12 protein-coding genes are annotated in these 15,135 nt (G+C 72.5%); 10 read left to right on the plus strand and 2 right to left on the minus strand.

Translation table 11 applies throughout. From position 1 onward, the window contains the following. Nucleotides 1–218 precede the first annotated feature (218 nt). Nucleotides 219–1,397 (plus strand): hypothetical protein, encoded by a 1,179-nt coding sequence (locus ACXJMZ_RS06645; RefSeq protein ID WP_457029020.1) that lies wholly within the window; start codon nt 219–221, stop codon nt 1,395–1,397. Here ACXJMZ_RS06645 and ACXJMZ_RS06650 read toward each other — a convergent pair. Both ACXJMZ_RS06650 and ACXJMZ_RS06655 read right to left on the minus strand, forming a co-directional pair. Further along, nucleotides 1,394–2,101 (minus strand): HAD family hydrolase, encoded by a 708-nt coding sequence (locus ACXJMZ_RS06650; RefSeq protein WP_457029021.1) that lies wholly within the window; start codon nt 2,099–2,101, stop codon nt 1,394–1,396. The genes ACXJMZ_RS06645 and ACXJMZ_RS06650 overlap by 4 nt on opposite strands. 52 nt (nt 2,102–2,153) lie before the next feature. Beyond that, nucleotides 2,154–2,747 carry a TetR/AcrR family transcriptional regulator gene (locus ACXJMZ_RS06655; RefSeq protein WP_457029022.1) on the minus strand — a complete coding sequence of 198 codons (594 nt, stop codon included), beginning with the start codon at nt 2,745–2,747 and terminating at the stop codon, nt 2,154–2,156. 100 nt (nt 2,748–2,847) lie between these two features. Between ACXJMZ_RS06655 and ACXJMZ_RS06660 the strand changes: the two genes are divergently transcribed. From ACXJMZ_RS06660 to ACXJMZ_RS06700, 9 genes are all read left to right on the plus strand, one after another. Next, on the plus strand, nt 2,848–3,693 hold the full coding sequence (locus ACXJMZ_RS06660; RefSeq protein WP_457029023.1) for a class I SAM-dependent methyltransferase: 846 nt from the start codon (nt 2,848–2,850) through the stop codon (nt 3,691–3,693). Between the two features lie 473 nt (nt 3,694–4,166). Then, nucleotides 4,167–6,701, plus strand: a complete 2,535-nt coding sequence (locus ACXJMZ_RS06665; RefSeq protein ID WP_457029024.1) for a nitrate- and nitrite sensing domain-containing protein — start codon at nt 4,167–4,169, stop codon at nt 6,699–6,701. Beyond that, a complete protein-coding gene (locus ACXJMZ_RS06670; protein WP_457029025.1) occupies nt 6,698–7,135 on the plus strand; it encodes a roadblock/LC7 domain-containing protein in 438 nt (145 codons plus the stop codon). Before ACXJMZ_RS06665 ends, ACXJMZ_RS06670 begins: the two co-directional genes overlap by 4 nt. Continuing rightward, a complete protein-coding gene (locus ACXJMZ_RS06675; RefSeq protein WP_457029026.1) occupies nt 7,132–7,560 on the plus strand; it encodes a DUF742 domain-containing protein in 429 nt (142 codons plus the stop codon). The genes ACXJMZ_RS06670 and ACXJMZ_RS06675 overlap by 4 nt, the downstream gene beginning before the upstream one ends. A gap of 78 nt (nt 7,561–7,638) precedes the next feature. After that, complete coding sequence (locus tag ACXJMZ_RS06680) at nt 7,639–8,214, plus strand: GTP-binding protein (RefSeq protein ID WP_457029027.1); 576 nt, start codon at nt 7,639–7,641, stop codon at nt 8,212–8,214. A 45-nt stretch (nt 8,215–8,259) separates the two neighbouring features. Beyond that, the gene (locus ACXJMZ_RS06685) at nt 8,260–9,393 is read left to right on the plus strand and encodes an FAD-dependent monooxygenase (protein ID WP_457029028.1); all 1,134 of its coding nucleotides are present in this window, start codon (nt 8,260–8,262) and stop codon (nt 9,391–9,393) included. Between the two features lie 98 nt (nt 9,394–9,491). Beyond that, entirely contained in the window at nt 9,492–10,094 is a 603-nt protein-coding gene (locus ACXJMZ_RS06690; protein WP_457029029.1) for a hypothetical protein, read from the plus strand. Nucleotides 10,095–10,427: 333 nt separating this feature from the next. Continuing rightward, the gene (locus ACXJMZ_RS06695) at nt 10,428–12,104 is read left to right on the plus strand and encodes a glycosyltransferase family 2 protein (RefSeq protein ID WP_457029030.1); all 1,677 of its coding nucleotides are present in this window, start codon (nt 10,428–10,430) and stop codon (nt 12,102–12,104) included. 15 nt (nt 12,105–12,119) lie between these two features. Next, the gene (locus tag ACXJMZ_RS06700) at nt 12,120–15,113 is read left to right on the plus strand and encodes an acyltransferase family protein (protein WP_457029031.1); all 2,994 of its coding nucleotides are present in this window, start codon (nt 12,120–12,122) and stop codon (nt 15,111–15,113) included. Nucleotides 15,114–15,135 lie beyond the last annotated feature (22 nt).

The raw sequence follows: 15,135 nt of genomic DNA on the forward strand, positions 1-15,135 counted from the left end.
TACGGCAGTGCGGGATCAGGCCAGGGTGAGGCTCCAGAGCTCGGCGTAGACCCGGCCGCCGTCGAGGAAGCTGCGGCGGCAACTCCCGGTGGCGGCGGCTGAGCTGGGCGTCGAGGCGGCCGTACGCCGGCCACGCTCACCGTCCTGAATCCCCGCGCGGCTGACGGCGTGTTCGGATACCGTCCGATGATCAAATCAGCTTGAGCTTGAGGAGAGCAGTGACCGTACGCCCGCCTGCCCGCAGAAGCGCCGTCCCGGCTGCCGCGCTGCTCGCCGCGACCATCCTGGTGCTGAGCGGTTGCACGAGTCCTGGCGGAGGCGCCGCCCCGGCGCCCACCGGGCCGCCGTTCGCGGGGCCAGGCCGGCTGGTGGTCGCCACCTGCGAGCAGTGGGCCGCGCCGTCGCCGACCATGGCGGACGGCAAGGTGCACATGGTGACCGTCACCGCCCTCTCGGCCACCGACGGCAGAGAGGAGGCCCGCCGGATCGCCACCCTGCCGGACCGGGCCACCAGTGCCGCGATCTGCGAACCGACCCTGGGCATCACCGTCTCGGCGGCCGCCGACCGGCAGGCGTTCAACGCCGACTTCTCGCTGATCGCCGGGACCCTGGCGCCGAGTGAGGGCGCGATGAAGCGGGCGGCCGCATTCACTCTGCCCGGCGGGCAGGTGGGCTCCACCGCGTCGGCCGACGGACCGGGGGAGGACCGGCGACCGCTCTTCCAGGAGGGCTCCTCCGTTCTCTGGTACGAGACCGCGGGCCGGAAATTGACCAGCCGTGATCTCGCCGTGCATGGCGCCGACCCGGTCGTCCGGGGTACGGCGCCCGGCGAGGACTTCGCCCTGCATGGCGACCGCCTGTGGCTGGGGCGCCCGTTCGACACCAAGGCCGAGGGAGTCTCGGTCGCTCCCGGCGGCGAGGTGGCGGCCGGCTACGCCCAGCAGTACGCGGTGCTGTGGCGCGCCGACCAGTTGGCCGGAGGCGTCGACGGCATCGTGGAACCGCGGTTGCTCGGTGCGGCCACGCCGGGCCGCCAGACCGTGCCCGGTTCGGAAAAGGTGCCGGTCGGCTGCCTCCCCAGGCTCTGGCTCGACGGCCGCCAACTGCTCTGCGGGACACGGGACAACCTCTACCGGGTCGGGTTCGCAGCCGACTTTGGCCGGGTCGAGGGCGTGGCGGCGCTGCTGCCGGCCGGGCAGCAGTTCGTCTGGGGGGCGGTGCTCTCCCCGGACGGTAAGGCGCTTGCCTATCTGTCGGCTATCGACGGCATCGAGTCGATCCACCGGATCGACCTGGTCCCGAACGCGGTTCCGGTCAAGCTGGTCGAACTGCGCCCGGCGGCAGCCGCTGGGGGCGACCCCGGCAACGCACTGCCGCACCTGGTGGCCTGGCTCTAGGGAGTGTGTCGGCTGGGACGGCGCTGGCTGGGCTCGACCGGTTGGGGTTGTGCCCGGCGGATGACCTGCACTGCCTCGGGCACTGAGCCAACAGTGAACTCAGGGGTGACGCTGACGGAGCGTTGGTCCGATGCTCGGCGTCCGCGAAGCCAGATGGTGCGGAGTCCCGCAGCCTGCCCACCCTCGATGTCGGCGGACAGGCTGTCGCCGACCATCCAGCCCCCGTGGTCGATCAGGGTTCCGCAGCGTTGGGCGGCCATTCGGAAGATCTCCGGGTGGGGCTTGCGGACGCCGGCCTCTTCCGAGATGCACCAGGAATCGACCAGGTCGGCGAGGCCGGTGCGCTGGATCTTGGCCAGCTGATTGTCCTGCGTACCGTTGGTGACTATCGCGACCCTCCACCCGGCGTCACGGAGTTCACGTAGCGCCGCGAGGGCAGAAGGCCGGCACACAACCAGCTCCGGCATCCGCTTGCGGTACTGGCCCCAGAGGTGTTCCACCGACTCGCCAAGGCCGAACCGCTCACGCACCTTGTCGAAGAAGCCGCCCATCGGACCGGTATGGCGGCCATCCTCAAGCGTCAGCCAGTCGCGCGCTCTCTCGTCAAGCGTCCAGTCACTGACGAACTCCCCGACCCAGACGGCGAATGCGGCATCGCGGTCAATAAGCGTGCCGTCAAGATCGAAGAACGCCAGTCGCTGCATCCGAGCACCCTAGTCAGTCGGGCGCCGCTGCTCTCCACCGTCAGCGCGCGGCTCAGCCGGGGCCAGTGGCGGTGAGCAGGGTGGTGAGGCGCTCGATCTGGTCGTGGGCGTCCGGGCTGCCGCTCTGACCGGTCATCAGGAGGTGGTGGACGGTGCCGACCAGAGCCAGGGCGACGGTGGGGGAGTCTGTGGTGGTGGGGAGGCGGCCGTGTTGCTGTTCGCGGTCGAGGTAGCTGGTGATTGCGTCCTGGACGGCGGCGAAGCCGGGGGCGCCGGCTGCCAGGGCCTGCCGGATCTGCTCGGCGGCGCCGGGGCGGGTGAGGGCGAGGCCGGCCAGGGTGGGGCCGGCGGAGGACAGCAGGGCGAGGGCGACGCCGTGGAGGTTCTCGGGGACGGTCGCCCGGCCGACCCGGTGCTGGAGGTCCTCGGCCTGGTGGGCGGCCCGGGCGAAGCGGTCGAGGACCAACTCGGCGACGAACTCGTCGAGTCCGGCGAAGTGGGCGTGCAGCATGCCCTTGGCGCAGCCAGCCTCGCCGGTGATGGCCCGGCTGGTCAGGGCGCCGGGGCCCTCGCGGGTCAGCACCTCTTCGGCTGCGGTGAACAGGCGCTCGCGGATGTCGGGAATCGCCACTCCACGCGGTGACATGAGATCTCTCCTGAGGGATTGTCAGTTTGGGCGCATGCCCATACTGTTTGGGCACGCGCCCATACTAGCCTCGGGCGCCCAGCCAGCAGGAGGCGGATCCATGCGAACCACTGCCAATGCCGAACAGCACCAGGCCTGGAACGGCCACGAAGGAGCTCACTGGGCCCGGCACCAGGACCGCTGGGACGCCGTGAACGCGGGCTTCGACGAGCCGCTGCTCACCGCCGCCGCCGTCGGAGCGGGGGACCGCGTACTGGACATCGGGTGCGGGGCCGGTAGCACCACCCGCCTGGCCGCGCGCCGGGCCGGGCACGGGAGCGCCTTGGGGCTGGACCTCTCCGCGCCGATGCTGGCCCGCGCCCGGGAGTCCGCCCGGCAGGAGGAGATGGCGAATGTCGAATTCGAGCAGGCGGACGCCCAGACCCACCCACTGGGACCCGCCGCCTTCGATGCCGCGATCAGCCGCTTCGGGGTGATGTTCTTCGCCGACCCGGTGGCCGCCTTCGGCAACATCATCCGGGCGCTGCGCCCTGGCGGCCGGCTCGCGTTCGTCTGCTCCGCGGCTGCCGAGCGCAACGAGTGGCTCCAGGCGATGGCGGCGCTCGGCGCCCATCTGCCGACCGGTGGTTTCGGTACGCCGGGCGGGCCGGGGATGTTCTCGCTGGCGGACTCCGGCCGGGTGCGGGAGGTGCTGGCCGCTGCCGGGTTCACCGGCATCACGGTGGCCGCGGCCGAGGCGTACGGGACCTGGGGGAGCGACGCCGAGGAGGTGGCGGACTTCCTGCTCGACTCGGGACCGGGCCGCCACCTGGCCGGCCAGGTCGGCCCGGCGGCTCGGGAGCGGGCCCGGGCCGATCTGGTCGCCGTGCTGCGCGGTCACGAGCGGGACGGTGCCGTCCGGCTGCGCAGCGCGGCCTGGCTGGTCACCGCCCACCGCCCGGAGTGACCCGGCCTAGGCGTGTGCACGGCGAGTTACGGGCGGATGGCGGCGGTCGGGGCCCGGAAAGCCCCTGGTCGGTCGGTGGAGCGAGGTGCGGAAGGCGTGGGCGAGCCGAGGGTGATGGCCCCTCAGGGGTGGGCTGACCAGCGCTGACGTGCGGCAGTGGGATCGCACGGCGATCCGGGGCGCGGGGCCGGCGGTGAGATGGCTGGTGAACGAACGAGGGGTGGGAAGAATGTGACGGCCCGTGAACTTTGGCGCGAGGTTTCGTGGTTGTTATTCGATATGACTAATATCCATCCGTCAATGTTCTTACCGGACAAGGTCGGTCCTCCGCGACCGCCGCCGTCTCCAAGGAGAATGCCCTGCGCGCGCGTGCGTCTCGGCGGATCGCCCCAACGAACCAGGGGTCGGCGGCCGAGTCGTCGCCCCCCACGGCAGCCCGACGGGGTGGCCGGCCCGGCCGCCGCCGGTCCCGGTTGTCACTACGGTCCGCACTGCTGATCCTGGCCATCGTCCCCGGTCTCGCGTTGGCCGCCCTCTGGGCGGTGACGACGGGTGAGACCTTCGTCAACTTCCAGCGGATGGCCGCCCAGGGGCAGTTGGCCCAGCAGGCCGGCCAGCCGTCCAACATCGTGTACTACAACCTCCAGGAGGAGCGCCGGCTCAGCGCCGAGTCGATCGCCAAGCCCGGCAGCGTCACCGACCAGCTGCGCGAGCAGCGGCGCAAGACCGACGAGGCGATCGGCACCTTCCAGAAGCTGTCCGACATCGCCACCGACGACGCACCCACCGAGGTACGCGACGCGGTGCTCCAGGCCCGGCAGGCGATGGGGCAGCTTGCCTCGCAGCGGGCCGCCGTGGACGAGGGCGGCTCGGCCGACCGGCAGGCGACCGTCTACCGCTACTACACCGACCTGATCGCGGTCGACCTGCGGCTGTTCGGCGCGCTCAGCCACGTCGACGACGGCAAGGTCACCACGATCTCGCAGCCGCTGGTCGCGCTGTTCTGGACCAAGGAGATGATCTCCCGTTCGGACGCGCTGCTGGCCCGTGGCTGGCCGGTCGGACGGCTCTCGGTCCAGGACTACCAGCAGGTCCAGCAGGCGGTGCACGAGCAGCCGTTCCGCTACGGCACCGAGGTGGTCCCCTACCTGAAGCCGGCCGAGGCGGCGATGTGGCAGGAGATCGTCAACAGCCCGGCCTGGCAGGCCAAGACCGAGGTCGAGCAGTCCCTGCTGAAGCCCACCGCGGCCGACGGCGCCGGCACCGTGCCGCTGGCGCCGAACCAGCAGAAGTGGCGTCAGGCGATGGACCAGCTGACGCCCAAGCTGGTCGCCCTGATGGAGAGCAGGACCAGTGGTGTGGTCGAGGTCGGCCTCGGCTCCATCACCCATCTGCTGCTGACCGTGGTGCTGACCAGCGTGATCGGCCTGTTCGCGGTCATCGCGGTGATCGTCACGACCTGGCGGCTGACCCGCTCGATGCGTCGCCGGATCACCGAACTCCAGGAGCAGGCCGAGCAGTTGGAGCGCAGCCTGCCCGAGGTGGTGGAGCGGCTGGCCCAGGGCGAGCAGATCGATCTGGCGGCCGAGGCGGCCGCCATCGAGCAGGAGCCGCAGGGCACCGGGGACGAACTCGCCCGGCTCGGCCACGCGCTCAACCTGGCCCGCGCCAGCGCGATCGCGGCGGCCGTCCGGCAGGCCGACCAGCACCGCGGCTTCGAGAAGCTGCTGCAGCGGATCGCCCGCCGTACCCAGCTGCTGATCGGTCAGCAGCTGCGCAAGCTGGACGAGCTGGAGCGACGCCATGAGGACCCGGAGGTGCTGGAGGGTCTGTTCGACCTCGACCACCTGACCGCCCGGCTGCGCCGTTACGAGGAGAACCTGGTCATCCTGGCCGGCGGCACCCCGCACCGGCGCTGGCGGAAGCCGGTCCCGCTGCTGGACGTGCTGCGCGCCGCCCAGGGCGAGGTACAGGACTACACCCGGGTGGTGCTCGACCTGGACGGCAGCCCCTGGCTGTCCGAGCGGGCGGTCGGCCCGGTCGCGCACGTGGTCGCCGAGCTGGTCGAGAACGCGCTGACCTTCTCGCCGCCGCCGACCCCGGTGGAGGTCCGGGCCGGCACGGTCGGCCGGGGCCTGGCGATCGAGGTGGAGGACCGCGGCCTCGGCATGGACGAGGAGCAGCTGGCCGCCGCCAACGACCTGATGAGCCGTCCGCCGCGGCTGGACGTGCTGGCCAGGACCGAGGACATCCGGCTCGGCTTCCACGTGGTCGCCCGGCTGGCCGCCCAGCACGGGCTGCGGGTCGAGTTCCGGCAGTCCGCCTTCGGCGGCACCCGGGCGATCCTGCTGCTGCCGGACACCCTGCTGGTCGGCCCGCCCGGCATGCACGTGGTGCCGGACGTCACCTCCGCCGAGGTGCTGCCGACCCGCTCGCGGGGCGAGGCGATGGCCAGGGCGACCGCTCCCGAACTGCCCCGCGCGGTGCAGAGCGGCCAGGAGTCGTACCGTCCGGTGGCCGAACTGCCGTACGGCGGGCCGGAACCGCGGCAGGACGGCCCGTACAGGCCCGAGCTGTACGGCGACCCGTTCCCGCAGGCAGGCCCGTTCCCGCAGCCGACCCCCTTCCCAGCTGCGGACCCGTTCCCGGCGGCCGCTCCGTTCCCCGCCGCCGACCCGTTCCCGCCGGCCGAGCACGGCTACAGCGGCCTGCCGTACCAGCAGCAGGCCCGGACGCCCGCCGAGCCGGAGGCGGAGCCGCCGCTGCCGCGCCGGGTCCGGCAGGCCAGCCTGGTGGACGAGCTGCGGCTCGCCCCGGAGGAGTCGAACACCCGCCCGAAGCCGCCCCGTTGGGACGAGAACCCGCTGCTCCGACCGGCCCCCCGACGGGCCGGAGCAGCGATCGGAGCGTTCCAGCGACGCTCCAGGGCCGCCCGGGAGAACCCGGCGGCGCCGCTCGACCACAGCGGGCAGGATCTGCCCACCCCTACGACGGAAGACCGGTCATGACGCGCACCACCGCCACCCATCAGGATCTCGACTGGCTGCTCGACGGCCTCGTGGACTCGGTGTCCGGGACCAGAAACGCCGTCCTGCTCTCCGACGACGGCCTGGTGGTCAGTCACTCGCGGACCATCGACCGCGCGGACGCGGAGCGCCTGGCCGCCGTCGCCACCGGGCAGCAGAGCCTGGCCCGTGGCGTCGGACAGCTCTTCGACGGCGGTCCGGTGCACCAGGTCATCGTCGAGCTGGCCGAGTTGTGGCTGTTCATCATCACGGCCGGCCAGGGCACCCACCTGGCGGTGACCGCCTCCCAGGAGGTCGACGCCGAGGTGATGTCGCTGGCCATGCACAAGCTGGTGCAGCAGGTCGGCCAGAAGCTCAGCACGCCGGCCCGCGGCGACTTCGACGCCTTCGGGGCCCGTGGTGGTGGTCGGGGGTGACCTCGCCGCCGCACTGGTACCGGGACCCGGTGGCCGACGAGGCCGAGGAGGACGCCGCCGACTCGATGGTGCGTCCGTACACCGTGACCCGGGGCCGCACGGCTCCGGAGCGGGACGACTTCAGTCTGATCACGGTGCTGACCACCGTCCGGGAGCAGAGCGACGAGTTCGGGGCCCCGGCCCGGCCGTCGGCGCGCGGGCTGCAGCCCGAGCACCGGGTGGTGCTGGAGCGATGTCGGCGTTCCGCGGCCCTGGCCGAGGTGGCCGCCGAACTGCGGCTGCCGGTCTCGCTGGCCAAGATCCTGGTCGCCGACCTGGTCTCCCAGGGCCTGCTGCTCGCGCGGGCGCCGCTCGCGGTCGCCGTCGGCGGCCGCGCGGACCTCGGCCTGCTGACTGCCGTCCGCGAAGGCCTGCGGCGACTCTGACCCCCTTTCACCTCCCGCCCCACCGACCGGCCGCCGGCCCCCGCCGCGCGGCCGGTCGAGATACCCCCTGTGAGTGAGATGACAGACAGCCAGGTGGCCCAGGCCGCCGTGAAGATCCTGATCGCGGGCGGCTTCGGCGTGGGCAAGACCACCATGGTCGGCGCGGTCAGCGAGGTCGCGCCGCTGCGCACCGAGGAGTACCTGACCCGGGCCGGTGAGAGCGTGGACGACCTCTCGGGCATCAACCAGAAGGACACCACCACGGTGGCCCTGGACTTCGGCCGGATCACGGTCAGCCCCGAGCTGGTGGTCTACCTGTTCGGCACGCCGGGCCAGGAGCGGTTCTGGTTCATGTGGAACGACCTGGTCAACGGAGCGCTCGGCGGTGTGGTGATCGCCGACACCCGTCGGCTGGAGAGCAGCTTCGCCTCGATCGACTTCTTCGAGAGCCGGGGCATCCCGTTCGTGGTCGCGATCAACTGCTTCCACGGCCACAACACCCGGACCGCGCAGGAGATCAGGGCCGCGCTCGACCTCGACCCGGGGATCCCGCTGCTGATCGGCGACGTCCGCGAGCGGGCGTTCGGCAAGGACGCGCTGCTCGCCCTGGTCGACCACCTGATGGCCCTGCCCGAGCCCGTCCCCGTCGGCTGACATACCTTCAGCCCGGCCCACTCACCTCCCCCGGAGAGACCTGACATGGCAACACCCCTGCGCGTCCTGATCCACGGCGGCGGCATCGGCGGCCTCACGCTGGCCACCGCACTCGCCCAGCGCGGCCACCTGGTCCGCGTCGCCGAGCTGCGCGGCGAGCTGGACGCCCTCGGCGTCGGCATCATCCAGCCCTCCAACGCCCTGCACGTGATGGGCGAGATCGGCGTGCTCGCCGACTGCCTGGCGGCGGGCTTCGAGTGGGACACCCTGACCATCAACGACCCGGTCGGCAACACCCTGGCCAAGATCCCGCAGCCGCGGATGGCCGACGGGCCGGCCTGCAACGGCATCCCGCGCCCCGCGCTGGCCGCGGTGCTCGGCGCGGCCGCCGTCGCGGCGGGTGCCGAGATCAGCTTCGGCACCACCATCACCGAACTGGCCGACGACGGCGCGGGGGTGGAGGTCACCCTCTCCGACGGCAGCACCGGGCGCTGGGACCTGGTGGTCGGCTTCGACGGCATCGGCTCCCCGCTGCGGCAGCGGCTGTACGGCGAGCGCTACGCGCCCGAGTACACCGGCTTCGCCAACTGGCGGGTCACCGTGCCCCGGCAGAGCGAGGTGCAGGGCGTGGTGATGAGCACCGGCGACCGGACCGCCAAGGCACTGCTGACGCCGATCACCGAGGAACTGATGTACCTGGGCGCGGTGTTCGCCGAGTCCGAGGACTTCCGGCCCGACCCGGAGCGGGCGCACGAGCAGCTGGCCGAGCGGCTCGCCGGCTTCGGCGGGCCGGTCGCCGAGGCGCTCACCCAGGTCACCGACCCGGCCGCGGTGGTCTACTCGCGGATCTCCCAGGTGACGGTCGAGGAGCCCTGGCACGTGGGCCGGGTGGTGCTGGCCGGCGACGCCGCGCACGCCTCCACCCCGCACATCGCCCAGGGCGCGGCGATGGCCGTCGAGGACGCCCTGGTGCTGGCCCAGTCCCTGGACGCGGCGACCGACGTCCCCGCAGCGCTGGCCGCCTGGGAGGCCCGCCGCCGCCCGCGCGCGATGTGGGTGCAGAACATCTCCCGGGCGGTGCTCAAGCAGGAGACCGGCACGCCGACCACGCCCGAGGAGGACGAGCTGCTGAAGGTCGGCATCCCCGGCGCCGCGCACGTCCTGGTCAAGCCCTACTGACCGATCCGGACGGCCCGTCTGCGGATCTGAGTACGGGTACTCATGATCGGCGGGCGGGCCGTCGGGACAATGGCCTGAACGAGAGACGGGGGTTTCCGGTGAGGCGAGCTGTGCCTGCGGTGCTGGTCGGGATGCTGGTGCTGGCCGGCTGTGGGAGCGTTCCTGCGCCGGACGGGCCTGCGGCGAGCAGGCCTGCGGTGCCGTCCCCGGTGTCCTCGTACGAGGAGCAGGCGAAGCTCGCCAAGGCGGAGCACGACCGGGCGTTCCCCGAGGTGGCGGCGGCCTGCGCCGACGTGGCGTCAGGTCCGAGCGCGACGTCCAGCACGACGCCGAGCGGGACCGGCAGTCCGGACCCGGAGGCGGCCAAGTACGCGGAGAACCACGCCTATCTGACCACTGTGCGGATGACCCCGGAGGCGGAGTGCCGGGGCGGGGCCCACGCCAAGCGGATCACCGCCGCACTGACCCAGCGGGCAGCGAAGGCGCCGCTTGGTGCGGACGCCGTCTCCGACGTCCTCGCGGGGCTCGGGTATCCGGGGCGGGAGCACCTCGTCGAAGGGTCGGCGGGCGCGCTGGGCTTCACCTTCATGCTCCCCGGCATCGGCCCGTGCATCACCGGCAAGGTCGGACCGCCGGTCGTGGTCGAGGCGCACGGGGTGTACGTCGAGGGTGGCTGCAACCGGCCGCGCGGCGGGCACTGACCGCCGTCGGTGGCGGACTGTGACATCGGTGTGTCGCCCGTGGGCGGCTGAGTGAACGTCTGCCTTCGCGAGATGCACAGCATGCGAACGGCGGTGGTGGACGAGTGCGCCGCGAGCGCCGTCCGGCCGGGCCCCGGGCCGAAGTTGGCGGACTGTTAATCCGGCGATGACCTGCTGATTCCCGCCGCGCACCGGTCCGCCGGGTGCACTGATCACCGGCCGTGGGTACTCCGGCCGGCCGGTCATCCACCCCTTGGTCGCTGGTCCAATGGTCTATACCAATTGCGCTACTGTACCCCCGTCTGCTGTCAGAGACGCGGCTGTGGGGGCCTCATGACTGTGCATCACCTTCCTCAACCTCCTTCCGATCAGGAGCTCTACTGGTATTTCGGGCCACAGCGCCGCTGGGTGCTGATCTGCACCTCGCTCGCCTTCGTGTTCACCGCGGCGACCATGCTCACCTTCTCGCTGCGCACCCCGGCCCTCTGGGCCTTCCTGGCCGTACTCGGCCTCAACCTGGTCGCACTCGCGCTCTCCTCGGTCAACAGCCTGCGCCAGCGCCGGCTGACCAGGCAGTCCCACGAGGTGCTGGTGAACGCCTGGCACCCGGCCGAACTACCCACGGTGGACCTGTACTTGCCGACCTGCGGGGAGCCGCTGGACGTGCTGGAGAACGCCTACCGGGCGGTCGCCGCGATCGACTGGCCGGGCGCGCTGACGGTCTGGGTGCTGGACGACGGTGACCGCACCGAGGTGGCGGGTCTGGCGGCCGAGTACGGCTACGAGTACGTGGTGCGCCCGAACCGCGGGCACCTCAAGAAGGCCGGCAACCTGAACCACGTGCTCACCCTGAGCTCGGCGGAGTACATCGCCATCCTGGACGCCGACTTCGCGCCCCGGCCGGACTTCCTGCGCCACCTGGTGCCGTACTTCGCCGACCCCAGGACCGGCATCGTGCAGAGCCCGCAGTGCTTCGACACCGACGAGACGATGGGCTGGATCCAGCGCGCCGCCGGTTCGGCCCAGGAGTGGTTCTTCCGCTGGATCCAGCCCTCCAGGGACGCCAGTGACGCCGCGATCTGCTGCGGCAGCAACGCCGTCTACCGGCGGACCGCGATCGACGCGGCCGACGGCTTCGCCAAGCTGGAGCACAGCGAGGACCTGTTCACCGGACTCGCCCTGTACGCCCAGGGGTTCCGCACCCTGTACGTCCCGGTGCTGGTCGCCAAGGGCACCTCGCCGGACAACCTCGCCTCCTTTGTCAACCAGCAGTACCGCTGGGCGATGGGCAACCTGCACCTGCTCAGCACGCCCGAGCTCAAGCGGATCCGCGCGCCCTGGCGGATGCGGCTGTGCTTCTACGAGGGCATCGTCGGCTACCTCGCCACGGCGGTGAACATCTTCGCGGCGCCACTGCCGCCGCTGGTGATGATGTTCTGGTATCCGGACCAGATCCGGCCCTGGCACGTCCTGCCGCTGCTCGCCCCGCTCTGGCTCTGGCACGTCCTGCTGCCCCGGATCAGCCGGACCCGCTGGCGGGTCGAGGTGATCCGCTCCAACGTGCTGATGAGCGTGGCCGCGGGCGCCGCGTTCTGGCACACCCTGCGCGGCCGCAGCGCGGCCTGGGTGCCCACCGGGGCCGGCCGGGCGAAGCCGGGCGGGCTGGCCCGCCAGGTGGTCGTGGTGTCGCTGGTCTGGCTCTGCGCCTCGGTCGGCGCGGCCGGGGTCGGGCTGGCCCTGGCCGTCGCCCGCAACGGAGTTGCACCCAACTGGGGCCTCGGTCTCTACCTCGCGGTGCAGTGCCAGATCGGCATCCCGCTGATCCGCGACCTGGTCGGCGAGCTGCGGCCCGCCGACCCGGTCAGGGCCGAGGCGCGGGCCGCCGCCCGGGCCGCCGGCGGCATGCTGCCGCGCCGCTGGCCCGAGGCGCTGGCCGCCACCGCCGTACTCGTGCTCACCGCTCTGCTCGCCTCCGGCTGGGTCAGCCCGATGCTGCCCTGGCTGGGCTGAAAGGTCGTCACACCGATGTCCTCGACCGTGGTTCCGGACCTTCGTCCGGAGACCTTCACCATTCCTGGTCCACCGTCCCGCAGTTCCGCCGCCCCGAAGCGGGCGCCCGGACCCAAGGGATTCCGCCCCGACATCGAGGGCCTGCGCGCCGTGGCGGTGCTCGCGGTGCTCGCCTTCCACGCCTCCGTCCCCGGCCTGGCCGGCGGATTCGTCGGCGTGGACGTCTTCTTCGTCATCTCCGGCTACCTGATCACCAGTCTGCTGGTGCGCGAGGCGATCACCACCGGACGGATCAGGCTGGGGGAGTTCTTCTCCCGCCGGGCCCGCCGACTGCTGCCCTCGGCTGCGCTGGTGCTCGGCGCGGTCGCGCTGGCCGGCGCCTGGCTGACCGTCCCGTTGCGCCGTACCGACCTCGAGTACGACGTGCTGGCCTCGGCGCTGTCCGTCGCCAACTGGCGCTTCGTGGCCCAGCAGACCGACTACCTGGCGGCCGGCCGGGAGCACAGCCCGCTGCTGCACTTCTGGTCGCTCGCGGTGGAGGAGCAGTTCTACCTCGGCTGGGCTCCGCTGCTCGCCGTGATCGTCTTCTTCGCCGCCCGGGCCACCCGGCGCGGCCGGGCGGTGCGTTCGACGGTGACCGTGCTGGCCGGGCTGCTGACGGTCGGGTCCTTCGGTCTCTCGCTGTACTGGACGCACGGCTCGGTCTCGCTCGCCTACCTCGGAACGCCGTCCCGGGTCTGGCAGTTCGGGATCGGCGCGCTGCTCGCGCTGCTGCCCTGGCACAAGCTGCCAGGACCGCATGCTCTGCGGCTGCTCTGCGGCTGGGCGGGGCTGCTGGCGATCGGCTGGTGCGCCGTCGGCTACGACGCCACCACCCCCTACCCCGGGTACGCGGCGCTGGTGCCGACGCTGGCCACCGCCGCCGTGATCCTGGCGGGCACGCCCGACCGGAGCGGCGTCACCCCGGTGCCGGACACCCGGTTCGGCGTGGACCGGCTGCTGTCGGCCCGGGCGCCCCGGGCGGTGGGCCGGCTCTCCTACAACCTCTACCTCTGGCACTGGCCGGTGCTGGTGCTGGTCGAGGCCCGGTTCGGGGCACTGGACTGGCCGGTGAAGGTGGCCCTGACGGCGGCCGCCGCACTGCCCGCGATGGCGGCGCTGCACTGGATCGAGCAGCCGCTGCGCCGTAGCCGGATTCTCTCCGAACTGCCCAGGCGGGGGCTCTCGTTGGGCCTGGCCGCAGTGGTCGTCCCGGTGGTGCTGGCCCTGGTGGTCGGCACCGGGACGCTCCGGCTGCTCGGCCCGGCGGGCCCGGTCGACCCGCTCGGCCTGCCGCCCGGCGCGGCCGACGGCAGGTCGCTGCTGGCCCAGACCGGCGCACCGCTCAAGGGCGGCCCGGTGGTCCCGGACGCCGCGCAGGCGCGGAAGGACTTCCCGCCGGACGGCGAGTGCGAGGTGGCCCCGGCCGCCACCACCAGCCCGGCCTGCCTGTTCGGCGTCACCACCAGCCCGGACCGGATCGTGCTGCTCGGCGACTCGCACGCCGGCCAGTGGTTCTCCCCGCTGCTGGCGGTTGCGGCCGAACGGCAGTGGGCGCTGGAGGAGTTGGTCAAGCAGGGCTGCCCGCTGCCGGAACTCACGGTCATCAACCCGCAGTTGGGGCGGACCTACCGGGAGTGCGACAGCTGGCGGGCGGCCGCCCTGAGCAGGCTGCAGCAGGGGCCCAAGCCCCGGCTGATCGTGGTCTCCTCGCTCAACCGCTACACCGACGACCAGCAACTGCTGCTGGCCGCCTGGGAGAAGACGCTCGCGCCGCTGCGCGCGCTCGGCGTCCCGATCGTCTACCTCCAGGACACCCCGATCCCTGGTACGGACATCCCGGCCTGCGTCTCCGGACACACCGAGGACCCGGCGGCCTGCGCCTTCGGCCGCGAGCAGGCGCAGTGGCCCGACCCGCTGGCCCAGGCGATCGCGGCCGGGCGGCTGCCGGGCGTACGGTCGGTGGAGGTGAACTCGGTCATCTGCCCCGGTACGGACCGCAGTTGCCCGGCCGTCCTGGAGCGCATCCTGCTGTACCGCGACGACGCGCACCTGACCAACGTCGCGGCGATCGTGCTCACGCCCCGGCTGGAGCGGCTGCTGACCGATTCCGGGGCGCTGCCCGCCCGGAGTACTCCCGGCGCGGACGGCTGGACCCAGGTGCTGCGGGACGACTTCGACGGCCCGGCGGGCAGCCGCCCTTCGGCCGCCGACTGGCAGTACGACCTGGGTACTTGCTATCCCGGCTGCCCGGCTCCGCAGTGGGGCACGGGCGAGATCGAGACGATGACCGACTCCACCGCCAATGTCCGGCTGGACGGCAAGGGCGCGCTGGAGATCGTGCCCACGCTGGCGGACGGCCGGTGGAGCTCGGGCCGGATCGAGTCCCGCCGGTCCGACCTGACGCCGCCGCCCGGTGGGGTGCTGCGGATCGAGGCCTCGATCGCGCTGCCCGACGTCACCGGACCGGCGGCGGCCGGATACTGGCCCGCCTTCTGGACCCTCGGGGCCGGGCTGCGGGACGGGTACACCGGCTGGCCCGCGATCGGTGAACTGGACGTGATGGAGCACGTCAACGGCCGGGACTCGGTGTTCGGGACGATGCACTGCGGCACCCTGAACGGCGGCCCCTGCCAGGAGCCGAAGGGGCTCGGCTCGGGCGACCGGCCGTGCACCGACTGCCGGAAGTCCTTCCACACCTACGCGGTCGAGGTCGACTTCACCGCCGGTGCGGAGCAGGTGCGCTGGTACCTGGACGGCCGCGAGTACCACAAGGTGACGGCCGCTCAGATGGACGCCGCGACCTGGGACCGGGCGGTGCACCACGGCCTGTTCCTGATCCTGAACGTGGCGGTGGGCGGCAACCTTCCGACCGCCCTCGGCGGCGCGGTTACCTCGGCCACCGAGCCGGGGCACCCGATGCGGGTGAGTTACGTCGCGGTCTCGACCAAGGGGGCGACGGCCCGCTGAACATGAGGGCGGCGGTCACCCG

The sequence above is a fragment of the Kitasatospora sp. P5_F3 genome (genome assembly GCF_054049135.1).

Bases quoted from the DNA above. Each gene is read 5' to 3' on its own strand.
- ACXJMZ_RS06700 (WP_457029031.1), top strand. From the start codon at position 12,120: ATGTCCTCGACCGTGGTTCCGGACCTTCGTCCGGAGACCTTCACCATT.
- ACXJMZ_RS06695 (WP_457029030.1), top strand. From the start codon at position 10,428: ATGACTGTGCATCACCTTCCTCAACCTCCTTCCGATCAGGAGCTCTAC.
- ACXJMZ_RS06680 (WP_457029027.1), top strand. From the start codon at position 7,639: ATGACAGACAGCCAGGTGGCCCAGGCCGCCGTGAAGATCCTGATCGCG.
- ACXJMZ_RS06655 (WP_457029022.1), bottom strand. From the start codon at position 2,747: ATGTCACCGCGTGGAGTGGCGATTCCCGACATCCGCGAGCGCCTGTTC.
- ACXJMZ_RS06670 (WP_457029025.1), top strand. From the start codon at position 6,698: ATGACGCGCACCACCGCCACCCATCAGGATCTCGACTGGCTGCTCGAC.
- ACXJMZ_RS06685 (WP_457029028.1), top strand. From the start codon at position 8,260: ATGGCAACACCCCTGCGCGTCCTGATCCACGGCGGCGGCATCGGCGGC.
- ACXJMZ_RS06660 (WP_457029023.1), top strand. From the start codon at position 2,848: ATGCGAACCACTGCCAATGCCGAACAGCACCAGGCCTGGAACGGCCAC.
- ACXJMZ_RS06650 (WP_457029021.1), bottom strand. From the start codon at position 2,101: ATGCAGCGACTGGCGTTCTTCGATCTTGACGGCACGCTTATTGACCGC.